At 70.6% G+C, this 20046-nt stretch carries 13 protein-coding genes; 5 read left to right on the top strand and 8 right to left on the bottom strand.

Annotated features, from left to right (window positions below):
- Positions 1–20 precede the first annotated feature (20 nt).
- From ACFY0I_RS18055 to ACFY0I_RS18030, 6 genes are all read right to left on the bottom strand, one after another.
- Positions 21–1400 (bottom strand): cytochrome P450, encoded by a 1380-nt coding sequence (locus tag ACFY0I_RS18055; protein WP_388896364.1) that lies wholly within the window; start codon positions 1398–1400, stop codon positions 21–23.
- Between the two features lie 200 nt (positions 1401–1600).
- The gene (locus ACFY0I_RS18050; RefSeq protein WP_388896361.1) at positions 1601–2275 is read right to left on the bottom strand and encodes an excalibur calcium-binding domain-containing protein; all 675 of its coding nucleotides are present in this window, start codon (positions 2273–2275) and stop codon (positions 1601–1603) included.
- A 145-nt stretch (positions 2276–2420) separates the two neighbouring features.
- Positions 2421–2912 carry an NUDIX domain-containing protein gene (locus tag ACFY0I_RS18045; protein ID WP_388896358.1) on the bottom strand — a complete coding sequence of 164 codons (492 nt, stop codon included), beginning with the start codon at positions 2910–2912 and terminating at the stop codon, positions 2421–2423.
- A 168-nt stretch (positions 2913–3080) separates the two neighbouring features.
- Positions 3081–4202, bottom strand: a complete 1122-nt coding sequence (locus ACFY0I_RS18040) for an excalibur calcium-binding domain-containing protein (protein WP_388896355.1) — start codon at positions 4200–4202, stop codon at positions 3081–3083.
- 477 nt (positions 4203–4679) lie between these two features.
- Positions 4680–6209 (bottom strand): helix-turn-helix domain-containing protein, encoded by a 1530-nt coding sequence (locus ACFY0I_RS18035; protein ID WP_388896352.1) that lies wholly within the window; start codon positions 6207–6209, stop codon positions 4680–4682.
- A gap of 264 nt (positions 6210–6473) precedes the next feature.
- A complete protein-coding gene (locus ACFY0I_RS18030) occupies positions 6474–8486 on the bottom strand; it encodes an amidohydrolase (protein ID WP_388896349.1) in 2013 nt (670 codons plus the stop codon).
- Positions 8487–8677: 191 nt separating this feature from the next.
- On the opposite strand from ACFY0I_RS18030, the gene ACFY0I_RS18025 reads away from it, so the two are divergent.
- The 5 genes from ACFY0I_RS18025 to ACFY0I_RS18005 all read left to right on the top strand — a co-directional run bounded on the left by ACFY0I_RS18025 (position 8678) and on the right by ACFY0I_RS18005 (position 16258).
- The gene (locus ACFY0I_RS18025; RefSeq protein WP_388896346.1) at positions 8678–9679 is read left to right on the top strand and encodes a LacI family DNA-binding transcriptional regulator; all 1002 of its coding nucleotides are present in this window, start codon (positions 8678–8680) and stop codon (positions 9677–9679) included.
- Positions 9680–9833: 154 nt separating this feature from the next.
- On the top strand, positions 9834–12548 hold the full coding sequence (gene acnA / locus ACFY0I_RS18020) for an aconitate hydratase AcnA (RefSeq protein WP_388896344.1): 2715 nt from the start codon (positions 9834–9836) through the stop codon (positions 12546–12548).
- 331 nt (positions 12549–12879) lie between these two features.
- On the top strand, positions 12880–14331 hold the full coding sequence (ngcE, locus tag ACFY0I_RS18015; RefSeq protein ID WP_388896341.1) for an N-acetylglucosamine/diacetylchitobiose ABC transporter substrate-binding protein: 1452 nt from the start codon (positions 12880–12882) through the stop codon (positions 14329–14331).
- A 43-nt stretch (positions 14332–14374) separates the two neighbouring features.
- Positions 14375–15319, top strand: a complete 945-nt coding sequence (locus ACFY0I_RS18010) for a carbohydrate ABC transporter permease (protein ID WP_388896339.1) — start codon at positions 14375–14377, stop codon at positions 15317–15319.
- A 12-nt stretch (positions 15320–15331) separates the two neighbouring features.
- A complete protein-coding gene (locus ACFY0I_RS18005; protein ID WP_388896336.1) occupies positions 15332–16258 on the top strand; it encodes a carbohydrate ABC transporter permease in 927 nt (308 codons plus the stop codon).
- Positions 16259–16283: 25 nt separating this feature from the next.
- Here the strand turns inward: ACFY0I_RS18005 and ACFY0I_RS18000 are convergent, their stop codons facing one another.
- On the bottom strand, positions 16284–17015 hold the full coding sequence (locus tag ACFY0I_RS18000) for an MgtC/SapB family protein (RefSeq protein WP_388896334.1): 732 nt from the start codon (positions 17013–17015) through the stop codon (positions 16284–16286).
- Between the two features lie 48 nt (positions 17016–17063).
- On the bottom strand, positions 17064–19784 hold the full coding sequence (mgtA, locus tag ACFY0I_RS17995; protein ID WP_388896331.1) for a magnesium-translocating P-type ATPase: 2721 nt from the start codon (positions 19782–19784) through the stop codon (positions 17064–17066).
- Positions 19785–20046 lie beyond the last annotated feature (262 nt).

Here is a 20046-nt window from a genome sequence, read left to right as displayed (position 1 = left end):
TACGGGGCGCCGCCGCGGGATCACCCGGTCACGCGGCGGATCCGGCAACGCACGGGGCCCCGCGTCTCCAGGGTGATCCCGGCACTCACCGGAACCTCGGTGTCCACGGACTCGAACGCGTAGGCGCGCAGGATCACCGCCAGCGCCAGCACGGACTCCAGCATCGAGAAGTGCTGTCCGATGCAGGCGCGCGGGCCGCCGCCGAAGGGGAACCAGGCGTAGCGCGGTCGCTCGGCCTCCGCCCCCGGCGCGAACCGTTCGGGGTCGAAACGCTCCGGATCGGGCCAGTAGCGCGGGTGGCGGTGCGTCACCCACGGCGCGAGGATGACGTCGGATCCCGCGGGGATGGTGTGCCCGGAGACCTCGGTGGCCGCGACCGACTTGCGGCCGATCACCGGCGCCGCCGGGTACAGCCGCATCGCCTCCTTCAACACCTGTGTGAGGTAAGGCAGTCGATCGAGGTCGGCGGCCTGCGGCGGACGGTCGCCCAGGACCCGGACGACCTCCTCGCGGGCCCGCGCCTGCTCCTGCGGGTGGCGGCCGAGCAGGTGCAGGGCGAACGCCAGCGAGGTGGCGGTCGTCTCGTGGCCGGCCAGCAGGAAGATCAGTACCTGGTCGCGCAGCTCGGCGGCGTCGAAGGCGCCGTCGTCCGCGCTGCGGGCCTCGGCCAGGAGGGTCAGCAGGTCCTCGCCCCGGTCGTCGCTCGCCGCCGCCCCGCGCCGCTCGGAGACGATCCGGTCGCAGACCGCGTACAGCTCCTCCAGCGCGGCGGCCGCCCGTCGGTTGCCCGGGGTGGGCCAGGTCCGCGGGGTCTTCACCGGGGAGTAGCCGCGGCGCAGCACGTACTGCGTGATGACCGGAAAACACCGGTCGACGACGTCGACGGTGACGTCCGCGTCCGTGCCGAACAGGATCCGGGACACCGCCCGCAGGGCCAGGTGCGTCATCTCGTCGCGGACGTCGACGATCCCGTCCCGGGACCCGGCCCAGGAGGCGACGGTCGCCTCGGTCTCGGCCACGACCGCCCCGGCGTACCCGTCGACCCGCTTGCGGGTGAAGAGGGGTTGCACCAGCCGCCGCTGGCGCAGGTAGTCCTCGTCCTGGCTGGTCAGCAGGCCGTTGCCGAAGGAGTCGCGGATCTCCTGGTAGAACGCGTTGTCCTTGCGGAAGTTGGCCGATTCCGTGGCCAGCACCTGCTGCGCGCCCTCGGCGGAGAACACGCAGTACAACTCGGCGCGCAGCCCCGGCGGGCCGGCGGTGATCCGTACGACGTCGCCGTGTCGCTCCCGGGCCCGTCGGTAGGTGCCGAGCGAGTCCGAGGTCAGGTCGAGGAGCGACCCGAGCAGCGGGACCCCTTCCAGACCCGGAACTTCGGTGCCCGCACTCGTTTCCACTGCCATGGCCGCCCCCTCGACGCCGTACCGGAGGGCCGATTCTGCCGCCCCCTCGGCGGGCCGGGCGAGAGGGCGCCGGACGGCCGGCCGAATACCGACGGCGACCGTCGCCGTCAGGGGCTGACCCCGGCCGCCCCTGACCGCCCGGGCCCCGGTCGCCACTGACCGCCCGGGCCCCGTCCGGCCCGCCCGGTTGCCTGCTTGGCCTACTTGTCGCAGGCGATGCCGTCCTTGTCCCGGTCGAGGGCCTCGCGGTACCCGGGCTGTCCGCGCCGGATGGGCGCCGCTCCGGCGGCCTTCGCGGCGTCGCAGTTCTTGTAGTAGGCGCTGCCTCCGCCGCCACCGCCGGTCGTGCCGCCGGTGGTCCCGGCGGATCCGCCCGTGCCGGATCCGCCCGTGCCGGATCCGCCCGTGGTCCCGCCGGTGCCGGCGGTGGCCTTCGGCTTGGCCGGCGTGGGCGTCGGCCTGGGTGCGGCCGTCGTCGGGGCCTTCGAGGGGCGCAGGGTGGCGCCGGCCTTGTCCGGGCACGCGGTGCCGGGCGCGACGATCGACAGCTCGGCGGTACTGCCGGCCGCCACCTCGGTGCCGCCGGCCGGAGTCTGGAAGCAGACGTCCCACTGCGAACGGTCGGCGGGCAGGGTGACGTCGGCGTACGCGGCGCGGGCCTCGACCTTCTGGGTGATGACCTTCTTCACGTCCGCCTCGGCCGCGGCGAACTTCAGCCCGACGACGGCCGGCATGACCGGCGCCGCGGACGCGCCGGCCGAGGCCGGGGCACTGGACGACGGCGCGGCGGCCGGCTTGGCGTCCGTCCCCTTCTTCGGCGCGCTGTCCTCGCACCCGGCGAGCGACAGGACGACGACCCCCACGGCGCCGATCATGGCAATGCTTCTACGGTCGAACATGGTGAGACCCCCCGGTCAACGATGTCGATGATGCGGAAACGAAAAGCGCCGCAGTCTACTCGTGTCAGTCCCACCGGGTCAGGCCCTTGGAGTCATATTCCACTGACATTGCAACCCGCGGTCAGGGAGTCTCCATGTACGCCACGCGCCCCTCCCTGCGGGCCGCGTCGATCGCCTTGAGCCGCCTGAAGTTCACCGGGGTCATGAGCCCCTCCCACGCCTCGACGGAGCGGACCCCGACCTCCCGGTGCTCCGTCGGATCCAGGACGATCCCGGCGATCTGCCCGTCCGTGAGGGTGCCCCCGTCGAAGACGAACCCGATGTGGTTCGCCGGCCACGCCTCGCCCTGATGCCCGATGAAGTGCGACCCGAGCAGCCGCGGCGGCCCGTCGAAGACGATCCCGGTCTCCTCCAGGCACTCCCGTACCGCGCACTGCCACGGGGTCTCCCCGGGATCCATGTTCCCGCCCGGGCACTGCCACTCCTCGTACGCGTGCACCGCCCGCAACTGCACCGGCCGCCCGGCGACATCGGTGAAGTACAGGCAGGCGTAACTGGTCGCCCGAGCAATGGTCCGAACGTACTCCGCAGGCGGCAGCCACCCGTTGGCCATGCGACTCCCTCGACCGGGGGCGCCGAGTCGCGCCCACCCCCAGTCTGCCCGCCGCCCCCGCGCGGCAGGCGTCTGTCGCGCGGCGTCCCCACCCTGACGGAGGGCCCGGCCGAGCCCCGGTCGGTGCCGGGGTGGTGGCGGGGCCTGCTCCGCTTCGTGCGGGTCGGGCTACTCGCAGGCGACGCCGTCGCCGTCACGGTCCAGGTGGCGGCCGTAGCCGGGATCCCCACGTCGGATGGGAGCGGCCCCGGCCGCGCGGACGGCCGTGCAGTTCTTGTAGGAAACGGCGCCGCCGCCACCGGTCGAGGTACTGCCCGACGAGGATGCGCCGCCGCCGGTCGAGGAGCCTCCCGACGAGGACGTGCCGCCGCCGCCGGTCGAGGACCCGCCCGACGAGGACGAACCGCCGGAACTCGAAGTCGATCCGCCGTTGGACGATGAGCCACTCGAGTCGTCATCGTCGCGGGCCGGCTGCGGAGTCGGAACCGGGTGCAGTGCCGTGTTCCTGCCGGCCGGGCAGGAGGTGCCGGGCGCCGTCAGGGACAGCTGAGCGGTGGTGGTCCTCGGGTACGGGAGTTCCTTGCCCTCCTCCGGTTCCTGGAAGCAGACCGTCCAACTGTCCGGGTTCCCGGGAACGGTGACGTCCGTGTACGCGCTCCGCGCCTCGACGCCTTGGAGGCCCAACGGGTTCAGGGTCGTCTTCGCCCCGGCGAAGGCCTGACCGACCACCTTCGGCATCCTGGGGTGGGGAATCGGGTCGCCATCCTTGACGGGGCACGGCCACTCTGTCCGCGTCACGCCGAAATCGAGGGTGGGCTGCTTGCCGGCCGGCTGGTCCCGCAGGGTCTGGAAGCATATTTTCCAGTTGCCGTCGGCCACCTGGGCCGCGTCTTCGGGACCGGCGTCGTGCGAGACCGGGTTGAAGCCGGCCGCCAGGGCGGCGGCCTGGGCGTCCTTGAGGGTCTGGCCCACCAGGTTCGGCGGGCCGGACGGAGCGGGGGTCGGCGAGGAGGACGGTGCCGCCGACGCCGCCACGGGCGCCTTCGGCTTGGCGTCGGCCTCGACCTTCTTGGGCGGCGGATCGGCCAGGAAGGGCGAGATCATCCACGCTCCGGCCACGATGGTGACGATGACTTTCGGGGCCGTCTTCCAGCGACTCGTCCAGATGAGCACGATGCCGATGGGGGGCAGCACCACCAGGAGGGGGATGATCAGGCCGGGGTGCTGCCACCAGCGCCGCCTGTCCGGAGCGTGCGGGGGCGGGTAGGCGTACGGAGGCGGGTAGGTCACAAGATGCCCTTCTGGCAATACGTGTCATGAACGCGCGGAGACTACACACCATGCGGATTCGTGGACGGGGGAGTACGGCATGTGGGACGAGGCCGCCCGCCTCGGCGAAAATCAGCCGGAACGGGGGATTCGGAAGCTATCGCGTTCAGGGCTGCCGCACCCGCTCCTTCGCGAAGTCGGGTCGAAGCCGTGCCCCGCACCGCGTCGCCACCGCGCGGCGGGCGAGGCGCGGGACGACGCCGGTCGGGGCGTGACGGCATGCGCGGCGGATCGACCGGCCGGTCCACGGACGGCCCCGCCGTGGGCTCGGGTCATCGCTCCGCATTCCGGAACCGCCGAGTGCGTCGGCGGAGGGACGTCAGGTGCCGGGACCAAGAACCGAAGCCCCGCCATGCTCCTGAAAGAGCGTGACGGGGCTTCGGTGACGGGCGTTTTGGGCCGCCACCACAGGTGGCCCGGCCCGGTGTGGCCGGCTGGTCAGATGTCGCGGAAGATTTCGATCTGGGCGCCCACCGAGTTGAGGCGTTCGGCGAGTTCCTCGTAGCCGCGGTTGATGACGTAGACGTTGCGCAGGACCGAGGTGCCCTCGGCGGCCATCATGGCCAGGAGGACGACGACGGCCGGGCGCAGGGCCGGCGGGCACATCATCTCCGCCGCGCGCCAGCGGGTCGGGCCCTCGACCAGGACACGGTGGGGGTCCAGGAGTTGGAGGCGGCCGCCGAGGCGGTTGAGGTCGGTCAGGTAGATGGCCCGGTTGTCGTACACCCAGTCGTGGATCAGGGTCTGGCCCTGGGCGACGGCGGCGATGGCGGCGAAGAACGGGACGTTGTCGATGTTCAGCCCGGGGAACGGCATCGGGTGGATCTTGTCGATGGGGGCTTCGAGCTTCGACGGGCGGACCGTGAGGTCGACCAGGCGGGTGCGGCCGTTGTCGGCGACGTACTCGGCCGAACGGTCGTGGTCCAGGCCCATCTCCTCCAGGACCGCGAGCTCGATCTCCATGAACTCGATCGGAACCCGGCGGATCGTCAGCTCCGACTCGGTGACGACCGCGGCGGCCAGCAGGCTCATCGCCTCGACCGGGTCCTCGGAGGGGGAGTAGTCCACGTCGACGTCGATGTTCGGTACGCCGTGGACGGTGAGGGTGGTGGTGCCGATGCCCTCGACCTTGACGCCCAGCGCCTCCAGGAAGAAGCACAGGTCCTGGACCATGTAGTTGGACGAGGCGTTGCGGATGACGGTGGCGCCGTCGTGGCGGGCCGCGGCCAGCAGCGCGTTCTCGGTGACGGTGTCCCCGCGCTCGGTCAGCACGATCGGGCGGTCCGGGGAGACACCGGCCTCCACCTGCGCGTGGTAGATGCCCTCGGTCGCGGTGATGTCCAGCCCGAAGCGGCGCAGGGCGATCATGTGCGGCTCGATGGTGCGGGTGCCGAGGTCGCAGCCGCCGGCGTAGGGCAGCCGGAAGTGGTCCATGCGGTGCAGCAGCGGGCCGAGGAACATGATGATGCTGCGGGTGCGGCGGGCGGCGTCCGCGTCCATGGCGTCCATGTCCAGGCGCGCCGGCGGGATGAGTTCCAGGTCGACGCCGTCGTTGATCCAGCGGGTGCGCACGCCGATGGAGTTCAGGACCTCCAGGAGGCGGTACACCTCCTCGATGCGGGCCACGCGACGGAGCACCGTGCGGCCCTTGTTGAGGAGCGAGGCGCACAGCAGGGCCACGCACGCGTTCTTGCTCGTCTTGACGTCGATGGCGCCGGACAGGCGCCGTCCACCGACGACGCGCAGGTGCATCGGACCGGCGTAGCCCAGAGAGACGATCTCGCTGTCGAGCGCTTCGCCGATTCGGGCGATCATCTCAAGGCTGATGTTCTGGTTGCCGCGCTCGATCCGGTTCACGGCGCTCTGGCTGGTGCCCAGGGCGTCCGCGAGTTGACTCTGCGTCCAGCCACGGTGCTGCCGGGCGTCACGGATGAGCTTGCCGATGCGTACGAGGTAGTCGTCTGCCATGGGTGCACGGTATCTCAGATATGAGATGGAGATCGCGCTGGGTGTGGCAGACGGGTGTCACCGACCGTCAGATCCGTTCCCCGGTCCGCCGTGTGACGGGTGGGTCCGGTGGGGGAGAGGGGCGACTCCGGGCGGCCTGAGGTCCGATATGCCGCATACAGGGCAGTGTTGTGCAGACCATCCCGAAGTCGATGGGGCCAAGCCCCGCCCCGCACCCAGCCGGCCCTCGCCCCGCACCCCTCCGTCCCCCGCCCCCGCCCCCGCTCAGCCCGCCGTGCAGCCGCAGGCGCGGTGGCGGCCGCCGTGCACCGCCGTGGCGGAGACCGGACGCGGACCCGACGCCGGCCGGTACGTCGCACGCTGCGCCGCCCGGGCCGAAGCCGCCCTCCCCGTCGTCGAATCCGCGTCGTGGACGACCCGGCCGCCGACCAGGGTCAGCCGTACCTCCGTACCGCTGATGTCCGCCACCGGGCAGCGCGTCACGTCGCGGTCCAGGACCACCAGGTCCGCCGCCCTGCCCTGCTCCACGGTCCCCGTCAGCCCCTCCTGACGCAGCTGCCACGCCGTCCCCGCGGTGTGCATCCGCAGTACGCTGCTCCGCCCCAGCCCCTCCAGCTCCCGGTACAGCGGCCCCGAGCCGTGCTCGCCCTGCCGGTCGATCGCCGTCCGCAACTGGTTCCACACCTGCAGGGCGTCCACGGGCCAGTCGGAGCCGCCGGCCAGGCGCGCCCCGGCCCGCTCCAGGCTGCGCGCCGGGTACATCCAGCGGTGGCGCCGCGGGCCGATGTACGGCAGCAGCGCCTCCATCGTCCAGGTGTCCCGCGCCGCCCACTGGAGCTGCATGCAGGCCGCCACCCCGAGTTGCGCGAAGCGCCGCAGGTCGGCCGGGTCCACCAGCTGGAGGTGCGCCACCGCGTTGCGCGGATCGCGCGCCCCGGTCACCCGACGGGCGTACGCGTACCCGTCCAGGGCGGTGCGGACCGCCCGGTCGCCCAGCCCGTGGGCGTGCATCTGCCAGCCGGCCGCGTTGAAGGCGGCGGTGAGCCGGCCGTAGTCCGTCGCCGAGGTGTAGAGCTCACCCCGGTTCCCCGTCGGCCTGCCCGCGCCGTCCAGGTACGGCTCCAGCAGCGCGGCCGTCTGCGCCGGGTGCTCGATCACCCCGTCCAGGAACACCTTCACCATCCCGAACCGCAGGCCCGCAACCCCCTCGAACTCCCGCCGCAGCGCCCGCGCGTACGTCAGGGCGGCCGTCGGGTCCTTCGCCTGCGCGGCGTCGAGCCGGATCGCCGGAACGATCCGCTGGGGCAGCCGGCCGGCCCCCGCCAGCTCCTGGTAGAGGCTCAGCTCGTGCCGGCCGACCAGGGCGTCCATCATCGTCGTGACCCCGGAGGCCGCCGCCAGCTCGAGCACGCCGGCGCACGCCGCGACGAGTTCCGCCCGCGAGGGCTCCGGCACGTGCCGCTTCACCAGGTCCTGGGCGTCGTCCTTGAGCACGCCCGTCGGCAGCCCGTCCGCACCCCGCACGATCCGGCCGCCCACCGGGTCGGGGGTGGCGGCCGTGATCCCGGCGATGTCCAGGGCCCGCCGGTTCGCCCACAGGTTGTGCCCGTCGCCGCCGACCAGGACCACGGGCCAGCGGGTCGCCAGCGCGTCCAACACGCTGTGGTGCGGCGCCGTCCCGATCGGCAGCAGCCCGACCGGATTCCAGTCCTCCACCACCAACCAGCGGTCCGGCTCCGCCCCCGCGCCCCCGGTTTCCGCGAGGAAGCCGCTGAGGATCGCCCGCAGCTCGGCCTCCGTGGTCTCCGCCCCTTCCAGCGAGGGCCGCAACGACCGGTCCCCGGCGCCCAGCGGGTGCACGTGACCGTCGTGGATGCCGCTCATCACGGTGTTCCCGCGCGCGTCCACCGTCTCGGTGTCCCGACCGACGTACCGGCGCAGCGCGGCGTCCGGGCCCACGGCCAGGATCCGGCCGTCCCGACCGACCGCCACCGACCGGCCCGGACCGCCCGTCGCGTCCGGACCGCCCCGCTCCACCCCGGTGAACACCCGGGCGTTGTGGATGACGAGCGCCGCCGAAGCCCGCCCCGAGGGGCCGGCGGCAGCAGCCGCCGCGGGCGACGCGGTGGCGCCGAGCAGCCCCGCCGCTCCGGCTGCGCCGGCCGCCGCGAGCAACCCCCGCCGCGACAGGGCGCCGGAGGCCGACCCGGACGCGGACGCGGCCGATCCGGAAGGGACGGGGGAACCGTGGCGGGGCAGGGGCAGAGGTGTCGTCATGACCGCTCCGAACGCAACAGGGATCAGTGGATGTGGCGAGGACAGGACACTCATTGATTAAGCCCGTAACCAGAACCCGTCCCGCCCCACGGAATCCGCAGGGATCAACGCCTGCGGAACATCCGCGGAGTCGGCCACGGAATCCTCGGCGGCCGTCCCCCATCCGGGCCGTCCGTCCGTACGATGACCGCGTGCCAGGACCGGGACCGACCATCGCCGACATCGCGCGCGCCGCCGAGGTCTCCACCGCGACCGTCTCGCACGCCCTCAACGGCACCGGCCGGCTCGGCGAGGGCACCCGCCGCCGGGTCCGCGAGACCGCCGCCGCCCTCGGGTACGGAGCCCACCGCGGCCCCCGTACCCGCACCCTCGGCGTGGCCGTCACCACCTACGCCGGCTCGGCGTGGGACTTCGCGGGGGTCGCCTACTTCTCCCGCCTGCTCACCGCCGCCACCTCCGCCGCCCACGCCCACGGCTACGCGCTGACCACCCTGCCCGCCGACCGCGGCGCCGAGCCCCTGTGGCACACCCTCGCCGTCGACGGGATGCTGCTGCTCGACAGCCCGGACGGCGACCGGGTGCTGCGGGCCCTGCGGGCGCGCGGGCTGCCGGTGGTCTTCGACGGCCGGCCCACCGATCCGCGACCCGATGACGTGTGGGTCGACAACGACCACGCCGCGACCACCCGCGAGGTGCTCGACCACCTCGCCGCCTCCGGCGCCCGCCGGATCGCGCTGCATTCCGGCTACGGCCGCGAGCACTACACCGCAGCCGTCACCTCGGCCTACGAACAGTGGTGCGCGGAGCGCGGCCGGAGCCCACGGATCGTCGTCTTCGACCCGGAGGACGCGGCGGGCCGCGCCTTCGACGCCGCGTTCGCCGCGCCGGACCATCCCGACGCCGTCTACAGCGTGTACGACCCGGGTGGCCGGCAGGTGCTCGCCGCCGCCGCGCGCCACGGAATCCGTACGCCCAGGGACCTGCTCCTGGTCTGCGCGAGCGAGGATCCGGCGTACGGGACGTGCGAGCCGTCCGTGACGACCGTCACGCTGGGACCTGAGCGGATTGCCGTGACGGCGGTGTCCGCGCTGGTCACACTGATCGAATCAGGGCATGCGGAATCCCCCGGCCAGCGCACCGTGGCGGCAGGACTGAGGGTGCGTGCCTCGTCCCTCCCCCCGGACATGTACTAGAGTTATCTCGACATCGAGATAACTGCCCAAGGCGTACCGCAGCCGTCCCGCCGGTAAGGGTTACCTAACTTAGCCTCACCTTAGCGGATTGGCCAGAGCGCCACACGGCAGGATTGCGGTAATACGCGCGAAATCATGCATGAAGGAGACTGTCGTGTCGGCGAACAGCTTCGACGCCCGCAGCACGCTGCAGGTGGGCGACGAGTCGTACGAGATCTTCAAGCTGGACAAGGTCGAGGGCTCCGCCCGCCTTCCCTACAGCCTGAAGGTCCTGCTGGAGAACCTGCTCCGCACCGAGGACGGCGCGAACATCACCGCCGACCACATCCGGTCGCTCGGCAACTGGGACTCGCAGGCCCAGCCCAGCGAGGAGATCCAGTTCACGCCGGCTCGCGTGATCATGCAGGACTTCACCGGCGTCCCCTGCGTCGTGGACCTCGCCACCATGCGCGAGGCCGTGAAGGCCCTGGGCGGCGACGCCTCCAAGATCAACCCGCTGGCCCCGGCCGAGCTGGTCATCGACCACTCGGTCATCGCCGACAAGTTCGGCACCCGCGAGGCGTTCGCCCAGAACGTCGAGCTGGAGTACGGCCGCAACAAGGAGCGCTACCAGTTCCTGCGCTGGGGCCAGACCGCCTTCGACGAGTTCAAGGTCGTCCCCCCGGGCACCGGCATCGTCCACCAGGTCAACATCGAGCACCTGGCCCGCACGGTCATGGTCCGAAACGGCCAGGCGTACCCCGACACCCTCGTCGGCACCGACTCGCACACCACCATGGTCAACGGCCTGGGCGTGCTGGGCTGGGGCGTCGGCGGCATCGAGGCCGAGGCCGCGATGCTCGGCCAGCCGGTCTCCATGCTGATCCCGCGCGTCGTCGGCTTCAAGCTGACCGGCGAGCTGCCGGCCGGCACCACCGCCACCGACCTCGTGCTGACCATCACCGAGATGCTCCGCAAGCACGGCGTCGTCGGCAAGTTCGTCGAGTTCTACGGTGAGGGCGTCGCCGCCACCTCCCTCGCGAACCGCGCCACCATCGGCAACATGTCGCCGGAGTTCGGCTCCACCGCCGCGATGTTCCCGATCGACGACGAGACGCTGAAGTACCTGCGCCTGACGGGCCGCGACGCCCAGCAGGTCGCCCTGGTCGAGGCGTACGCCAAGGAGCAGGGGCTGTGGCTGGACCCGGCCGCCGAGCCCGACTTCTCCGAGAAGCTGGAGCTCGACCTCTCCACGGTCGTCCCCTCCATCGCCGGCCCGAAGCGCCCGCAGGACCGCATCGTCCTCGCGAACGCCGCCGAGCAGTTCGCCGTGGACGTACGCAACTACGTCAGCGACGACGAGGAGGCCGGCAAGGAGTCCTTCCCGGCGTCCGACGCCCCGGCGTCCTCCAACGGTGTGCCCACCAAGCCCACCCTGGTGACCCTGGCCGACGGCACCTCGTTCGAGATCGACCACGGCGCCGTCACCGTCGCCGCGATCACCTCCTGCACCAACACCTCGAACCCCTACGTCATGGTCGCCGCGGCGCTCGTGGCCAAGAAGGCGTCCGAGAAGGGCCTGACCCGCAAGCCGTGGGTCAAGACCACCCTCGCCCCGGGTTCGAAGGTCGTCACCGACTACTTCGACAAGGCCGGTCTGACCCCGTACCTCGACAAGATGGGCTTCAACCTCGTCGGGTACGGCTGCACCACCTGCATCGGCAACTCCGGACCGCTGGACGAGGAGATCTCGAAGGCGATCAACGAGGCCGACCTCGCGGTCACCTCGGTCCTCTCGGGCAACCGCAACTTCGAGGGCCGCATCAACCCCGACGTCAAGATGAACTACCTGGCCTCCCCGCCGCTGGTCGTCGCGTACGCCATCGCGGGCTCCATGAAGGTGGACATCACCAAGGACGCGCTGGGCACCGACCTCGACGGCAAGCCGGTCTTCCTGGCCGACATCTGGCCGTCGGAGGCCGAGGTCAACGACGTCGTGGCGAACGCCATCGGCGAGGACATGTTCAACAAGTCCTACCAGGACGTCTTCGCGGGCGACGCCCAGTGGCAGGCGCTGGAGATCCCGACCGGCAACACCTTCGAGTGGGACCCGCAGTCCACCTACGTGCGCAAGCCCCCGTACTTCGAGGGCATGACGATGGAGACCACCCCGGTCTCCGACATCGCCGGCGCGCGCGTGCTGGCGAAGCTGGGCGACTCGGTCACCACCGACCACATCTCGCCCGCCGGTGCGATCAAGGCCGACACGCCGGCCGGAAAGTACCTCACGGAGCACGGCGTCGAGCGCCGCGACTTCAACTCGTACGGTTCCCGCCGCGGCAACCACGAGGTCATGATCCGCGGTACCTTCGCCAACATCCGCCTGCGCAACCAGATCGCGGCGGGCACCGAGGGCGGCTTCACCCGCGACTTCACCGTCGAGGGCGCGCCGGTCTCCTTCATCTACGACGCCTCCCAGAACTACCAGGCCGCCGGCATCCCGCTGGTCATCCTGGCGGGCAAGGAGTACGGCTCGGGTTCGTCCCGCGACTGGGCCGCCAAGGGCACCGCGCTGCTCGGCGTCAAGGCCGTCATCGCCGAGTCCTACGAGCGCATCCACCGCTCCAACCTGATCGGCATGGGCGTCCTGCCCCTGCAGTTCCCGGAGGGCGCCACCGCCGCCTCCCTGGGCCTCACCGGCGAGGAGACCTTCTCCTTCACCGGTGTGGAGGAGCTGAACAACGGCACCACCCCGCGCACCGTCAAGGTGACCACCGACACCGGTGTGGAGTTCGACGCGGTCGTGCGCATCGACACGCCGGGCGAGGCGGACTACTACCGCAACGGCGGCATCATGCAGTACGTGCTCCGCAACCTCATCCGAGGCTAAGGGCGCGCCGGGCGGAGTGATCCGCCCGCGATCGGCACCATAGGGCCGTATCCCCGTACAAGGGGATACGGCCCTTCCGTTTGCTCGGCGCGCTCCTGGGGGAGCAGGCCAGGTGACGGTGAGGTCTCAACTCGGAAAAGCCGGGGACGATCCTTGTGCACGATCTTGCTCAGCCGAGCGGAAGTGGACTATACCTGTGCCCGTCCGGACCACCGCGAAATGAGCGGCCCCGGACCGGGGGACGGCGGGGACCTGCGGTGATGCCGCATGCACGGGAACTGCCGTGTTTTCCCGCCTCCTTCACACCCCTGACGAAGGCGAGGACTTGAGCATGGGATCCACCTCCGCCCACGGCGAGAACAGCACCGGTGAGGGCCTCGGCCGCCGGGACCTGATCAAGCGCTCCGCGGCACTCGGCCTGATCGCCGTCCCGACGATGAGCTTCCTGTCCGCGTGCGCCTCCGGCGGCGAGGCGGCCCCGAAGGGCAACGAGTCCAAGGCGGCCACCTCCCCCGAGAACCCGTTCGGCGTCGCCAAGGGCGGCAAGCTGGAGGTGGTCGTCTTCAAGGGCGGATTCGGTGACGACTACGCCAAGGCCTGGGAAGCCGCCTTCGACAAGAAGTGGGGCACCACCAGCTCCCACCTCGGCACCCAGGAGATCACCGCCAAGCTTCAGCCGCGCTTCAACGGCGGCAACCCGCCGGACGTCGTCGACGACGCCGGCGCCCAGCAGATCAAGCTGGACGTGCTCTTCAAGGGCGGCCAACTCGCCGACCTCACGCAGGTGCTCGACGCCCCCTCGCTCGACGACCCCGCCAAGAAGGTGCGCGACACCCTCATCAAGGGCACGATCGAACAGGGCACCCAGGGCGGCAAGTTCGTCGCCCTGAACTACGTCTACACCGTCTTCGGCTTCTGGTACTCCGGCAAGCTCTTCAAGGAGAAGGGCTGGGCGGCGCCGAAGACCTGGGACGAGTTCCTCGCGGTCTGCACCAAGGCCAAGGAGGCCGGCATCGGCGGCCTCGCCCACCAGGGCAAGTTCCCGTACTACATCAACGTCGTCATCATGGACCTGATCGCCAAGAAGGGCGGTCTGGAGGCCATGAAGGCCATCGACAACCTGGAGCCGAACGCCTTCGAGGGCAACCCGGCGGCCCTGGCCGCGGTCGAGGCGGTGTACGAGGTCGTCGAGAAGGGCCTCCTGATGCCGGGCACCAACGGCCTCACCCACACGGAGTCCCAGACGGCCTGGAACCAGTACAAGGCCGCCTTCATCCCCTCCGGGTCCTGGCTGGAGAACGAGCAGCTGAAGCAGACCCCGGAGGACTTCGACATGAAGTTCCTGCCGATGCCCGTACTGGCCGACAGCAAGCTCCCCTTCGATGCCATCCGGGCCGGCGCCGGCGAGCCCTTCATCGTCCCCGAGAAGGCCGCCAACAAGGCTGGGGGCCTGGAGTTCCTGCGCTCGATGCTGTCCCGCGAATGGTCGACGATCTTCGCCCAGCAGGCGAACTCGCTCACCGTCGTCAAGGACGGCGTCGACCCCAACGTCAAGCTGCGGCCCGGCACCCAGTCCGCGGTCGAGGCCCTCAAGGCCGCCGGGGACAACACCTTCAACTACCTGTACACCGAGTGGTACAGCGAGATGGGCACCGAGCTCGAGAACGCGTCCAACGAGCTGATGGCCCAGCGCATCCAGCCCAAGGAATGGATCAAGCGGGCCCAGGCCGCGGTGGACAAGGCGGCCAAGGACCCGAACGCGAAGAACAACAAGCGCAGCTGACCCCGCGTCCACCGGGCACCCGGAACCATCAGGGACGGACACCATGAGCCAAGTAGCCACGAGCAGAGGACGGGGCGGCTTCATCGCCGGATTCCTCGTCCTGCCCCTCGCGCTGTACCTGACCTTCGTCATCTGGCCGTACATCCAGACGTTCGGCTATTCCTTCACCAACTGGTCGGGCCAGTCACCGACGTTCGAGCTCGTCGGGCTGGACAACTACGCGGCGCTGATGAAGGACGAGGTCTTCCTCGGGGCCCTGTGGCACAACCTGCTGCTCCTGGTGTTCGTCCCCACGGTCACCATCCTGCTCGCCCTCTTCTTCGCCTTCATGGTGAACGCGGGAGGGCGCAGCGGGGCCGGCGGTGTCCGGGGCGTGCGCGGATCGGCCTTCTACAAGATCATCTACTTCTTCCCGCAGGTCCTCTCCCTCGCCATCCTCGCGGTGCTGTTCGGCGCCGTGTACCGCAGTGACGAGGGCGGCCTGCTGAACGGCTTCCTCACCAGGATCGGCGTCGTCGACCCGGCCCACCCCATCGAATGGCTCAACGAGCCCGACCTGGTGCTCTGGTGCCTGCTGCTCGTGGTGGTCTGGCACGGCGTCGGCTTCTACCTGGTGCTCTTCTCGGCGGCCATGCAGTCCGTGCCGAGGGACATCTACGAAGCCGCCCTGCTGGACGGCGCCGGCCGCGCCCAGACCTTCGTCAAGGTCACGCTGCCGCTGCTCTGGGACTCCGTACAGACCTCGGCGGTCTACCTGGGCATCGCCGCGATGGACATGTTCGTCCTCGTGTCGACCATGACCTCCGGGCAGTTCGGTGGCGGACCCGACCACCACAGCGAGGTCATGGCCACGGTCCTGATGCGCAACTTCCTCTACTTCGGCAAGAGCGGATACGCCTGCGCCATGGGCGTGGTCATGCTGATCCTGACCCTGATCCTTTCCCTTGTCACGCTGCGCGCCACCCGCCGCGAGCGCATCGAGTTCTGAGCGGGAGACACGATGACCACAGTGATCAAGGCCCCCGGTGAGGCCGCGGCCGAGAAGTCCGGCGCCGACGGCCGCCCGAAGGGGGGCGCGAAGCGCACCTCCGACGGCATGGTGCTCAACGTCTTCTCCCACGGCTTCCTGGCCGTCTGGGCGATACTGATCGTCCTGCCGCTGTTCTGGCTGACGCTCGGCTCCTTCAAGACCGACTCCCAGATCGGCGGATCGGCCCTCAGCTGGCCCTCCAACTGGAACTTCGACGCCTTCGGCCGGGCCTGGGACAAGGGCATCGGGGACTACTTCGCCAACACGCTCATCGTGATGGTGTTCTCCGTCCCGCTCACCATGCTGCTGGGTTCCATGGCGGCGTACGTACTGGCCCGGTACCCCTTCAAGGGCAACCGGGTCATCTACTACTTCTTCGTCAGCGGGGCCATGTTCCCCGTGTTCCTGGCGCTCGTACCGCTGTTCTTCATGGTCAAGCGCCTGGACATGTTGAACAGTTACCAGGGCCTGATCCTGGTCTACGTCGCCTACTCGATGCCGTTCACCGTCTTCTTCATGCACTCCTTCTTCCGCACCCTGCCGACGGCGGTGCACGAGGCGGCGGTGATCGACGGGGCCTCCGACACCCGGATCTTCTTCCAGGTGATGCTGCCGATGGCCAAGCCCGGCCTGATCAGCGTGGGGATATTCAATGTCCTGGGCCAGTGGAACCAGTACATCCTGCCCTCCGTGCTGATGCAGCCCCAGAGCGGATCGGACCCCGAGCGGTACATGCTCACCCAGGGCCTGATCCAACTCCAGTACCAGATGGGGTACGAGACGGACCTGCCGGTGCTGTTCGCCGGCGTGACCATCGCGATGATCCCGATGCTGGTGGTCTACCTGTCCTTCCAGCGCCAGATCCAGGCGGGACTGACCTCCGCGACCCTCAAGTAGGGCCCGATCCCCGGGCGGAGCGGGATCACGCCCGCTCCGCCCGCTCCGGCAGCACCGACCAGCCGACCGCCGAGACCGCCGGATCGAGCGAGAGGTTGCTGACGGCCTCCTCCAGCGTCCGGCCCTGCGTCCCCTCGGCGGTCAGCAGCGCCGATACGGTGACCAGCCCGGCGGTCGGCCCGTCCTGGCTGCGGATCTCCCGCAGCTGGTACCCGGGCCGGCCCAGGGCGTCCACCACCCGGTGGCGGATGTGGGCCTCCTCCGCCTCGAGGCACACCGCCTCGAAGTGGTAGTCGGCCGCCACCTCCGCCCCGCCGCGCGGCTCGCGGTCCAGACGCCGGCCCAGCGGGCGCAGCAGGAGGTTGGTCCCCACCACGCCCGCCGTACCGAAGGCCGCCAGGACGAAGAGGCCGACCCCCGCCAGACAGCCCACGGCCGCCGAGCACCACAGGGTGGCGGCCGTGTTCAGCCCCCGTACGCCGAGCCCGTCCCGCATGATCACTCCGGCGCCGAGGAAGCCGATCCCGGAGACGACCTGGGCCGCGACGCGGGAGCCGTCGTAGTTGACCTCGGAGACGGTCCCGAGGAACCCGTACTGCGAGAGCAGCACGAACAGCGCGGCCCCGCCCGCGACCAGGGCGTTCGTACGCAGTCCCGCCAACCGGGCCCGCCATTGCCGTTCCAGGCCGATCAGCGCGCCGAAGCCGAGCGCGGCCCCGAGGTGCCCGGCCATTTCCCCTTCGCTGAGCAGCGTCATCGGCCCGCCCTCCTTCCCACCGTCAGGTGTTTCTACAGCCGGGTGTTCCTACAGCCAGGTGCCGAAGCGGCGGATGTACCAGGTCTTCACGAGCTGGGTGAGCGTGCAGTACGCGAGCAGCACGCCGATCAGCCAGGGGAAGTAGCCGGCCGGCAGGGCCACGAAGCCCAGCGGGGCGGCCAGCGGCGAGAACGGCAGCCACAGGCCGGTGAGCACCGCGAGGGCCGTCATCACCATCACCGGCCACGAGGCGCGCGACTGGACGAAGGGGATCCGGCGGGTACGGATCATGTGGACGACCAGGGTCTGCGAGAGCAGGCCCTCGACGAACCAGCCGGACTGGAAGAGCGCCTGGTGCGCCTCGCTGTTCGCGGCGAACACGTTCCACATGATCACGAACATGGCGATGTCGAAGATCGAGCTGATGGGACCGATGGTGACCATGAAGCGGAAGATGCCCTTGGCGTCCCAGTTGCGGGGCTTGCGCAGGTAATCCGCGTCCATCCGGTCCCAGGGCGTGGCCAGCTGGGAGATGTCGTAGACCAGGTTCTGCACCAGCAGCATGATCGCGAGCATCGGCTGGAAGGGGATGAACGCGCTCGCCACCAGCACCGAGAAGACGTTGCCGAAGTTCGACGACGCGGTCATCTTGATGTATTTGATCGTGTTGCCGAAGGTGGTCCGGCCCTGGACGACGCCCTGTTCCAGGACGGTCAGGTCCTTCTCCAGCAGGATGATGTCCGCCGACTCCTTGGCGATGTCCACGGCGGTGTCCACCGAGATGCCGACGTCGGCGTCCCGCAGGGCGGCCGCGTCGTTGATCCCGTCCCCGAGGAAGCCGACGGTGTGCCCCTCGGCCTGCAACGCCCGCACGATGCGGGCCTTCTGGACCGGGTTGGCCTTGGCGAAGACGGTCGTACGGGCGGCCAGCGCGCGCAGGGCCGTGTCGTCGAGGGCGTCGACCTCGGCGCCCGAGACCACGTGTCCCACCTCGATGCCGACCTCGGCGCAGACCCGGGCCGCGACGAGCTCGTTGTCCCCGGTGACGACCTTGACCGCGACGCCCTTGTCGGCCAGGCCCTGCAGGGCCGCGGCGGCGGAGGCCTTCGGCGGGTCGAGGAAGGCGAGGAAGCCGACCAGGGTCAGCCCGTCCTCGTCCGCGACGGTGTAGGTGTCGCGCGGCACGGCGACCGTGCGGGTGGCGACGGCGAGGACCCGAAGGCCCCGCCGGTTGTTGTCCTCGGCGATCCGGGCCACGCGCCGGCGCAGCCGGTCGGTCAGCTCGGTCCGCTCGCCGCGGTCCGTCAGGTGGGTGCACAGACCGAGGACCTCCTCGACGGCACCCTTGGTGATCATGACGTGTTCGGCGCGGCCGGGGCCGGCCGTCAGGCCGTTGCGGTTGAGGACCACGGTCATCCGGCGTCGGGCGAAGTCGAAGGGGATCTCGTCGACCATCGAGAACCGTGCGTCGACGACAACCTCCTCGGCCTCGTCCACGCGGTCGATGACGGCCCGGTCCATGAGGTTGCGCAGGCCGGTCTGGAAGTGGGCGTTGAGGTAGCCGTACTCCAGGACCTCGGTGTCCTCGTCGCCGTGGACGTCGAGGTAGCGGTCCAGGACGATCCGGTCCTCGGTGAGGGTGCCGGTCTTGTCCGTGCACAGGACGTCCATCGCGCCCAGGTTCTGGATCGCGTTGAGCCGCTTGACGACCACCTTGCGGCGGGACATCGCCACCGCGCCGCGGGCCAGGTTGGCGGAGACGACCATCGGCAGCATCTCGGGGGTCAGGCCCACCGCGACGGCGATGCCGAAGAGGAAGGCCTCGTTCCAGTCGCCCTTGGTCACGCCGTTGATCACGAAGACGACCGGGACCATCACCAGCATGAAGCGGATCAGCAGGAAGCTGACCTTGCGCACCCCGGTGTCGAAGTTGGTCTGCGGACGCTCGCCGACGAGCGAGCCGGCCATGGAGCCGAACCAGGTGTCCGCGCCGGTGGCCACGACCACGCCGGTCGCGGTCCCGGAGGTGACCGAGGTCCCCATCAAACAGAGGTTGTCGGCCTCGACGGGGTCGGTGGCGCCGACCGTGCCCGGGTCGTCCGACCGGATGTCGGCCTTGGCGACCGGCAGCGACTCCCCGGACAGGGCGGCCTGCGAGACCATCAGGTCCTTGGCGGCGACGAGCCGCAGATCGGCCGGGATCAGGTCACCCGCGGCCAGCTTCACGAGGTCGCCCGGGACCACCTGGTCCATCGGCACCTCGAAGGTGGTCGGCGCGGAACCGCTGCCGGCCCGGCGCTGCACCGCGCAGGTGGTGGTGACGAGCTGCTTCAGGGCGTCGGCGGCGCGCCCGGAGCGGAACTCCTGCCAAAAGCGCAGCAGTCCGCTGATCCCCACCATCACGGAGAGGATGACGACGCCCGGGTCCGCCGGGTCCTGCCAGAACATGACGGCGGCGAGGAGGACCAGGACCCCGATGAAGGGGTTCCAGTACGCCTTCGCGAGCTGGAGCGGCCAGCGGGGGGCGCGCTCGCGGGCCACGACGTTGGCGCCGTGCCGCTCCAGGCGAAGGGCCGCCTCGGCGTGGGTGAGTCCGGCGCGCGAGGTGTCGAGGTCCTGGAGCACCTGGACGCCGGTGCGGGCGCCGATCGTGGTGAGGCGCTCGCCGACGAGGCGGGTTCCGGCCTCCAGCTCGGCGGCCTTGTGCTCGCGGCGGGTCCGGCCCGGCGGTGCGAGCTTCGTGGGGGTACGAGGGGTGAGCATGGTCATGACGAATACCTCCCTCCACGGTGTCCGGGCAGCGCGAAGCCGAGCGGTCACGTGGAGTGATCATGGGTCGGCGCGGGCCGGCCATGGGGCCGGAGCGCCGGTGGGCATGGATGACGCGGGCCCGGCACGGCGTGTGCAGGGCATGCGGAAGGAGTGGTGCGGTGCCTCAATGGAAGGGGCACGGGAACGGCGCGGGCGCCGCCGTGCTCATCCGGTGGAGGGTCGGCCGTCCGATCGAGGGGTCAGTCGATCGGAAGGGTCA

It is taken from the genome of Streptomyces sp. NPDC001568, assembly GCF_042893755.1.
Lineage (GTDB): Bacteria > Actinomycetota > Actinomycetes > Streptomycetales > Streptomycetaceae > Streptomyces.
Note: the sequence above shows the minus strand (reverse complement) of the source record. Positions and strands in the feature narration are given on the sequence as shown.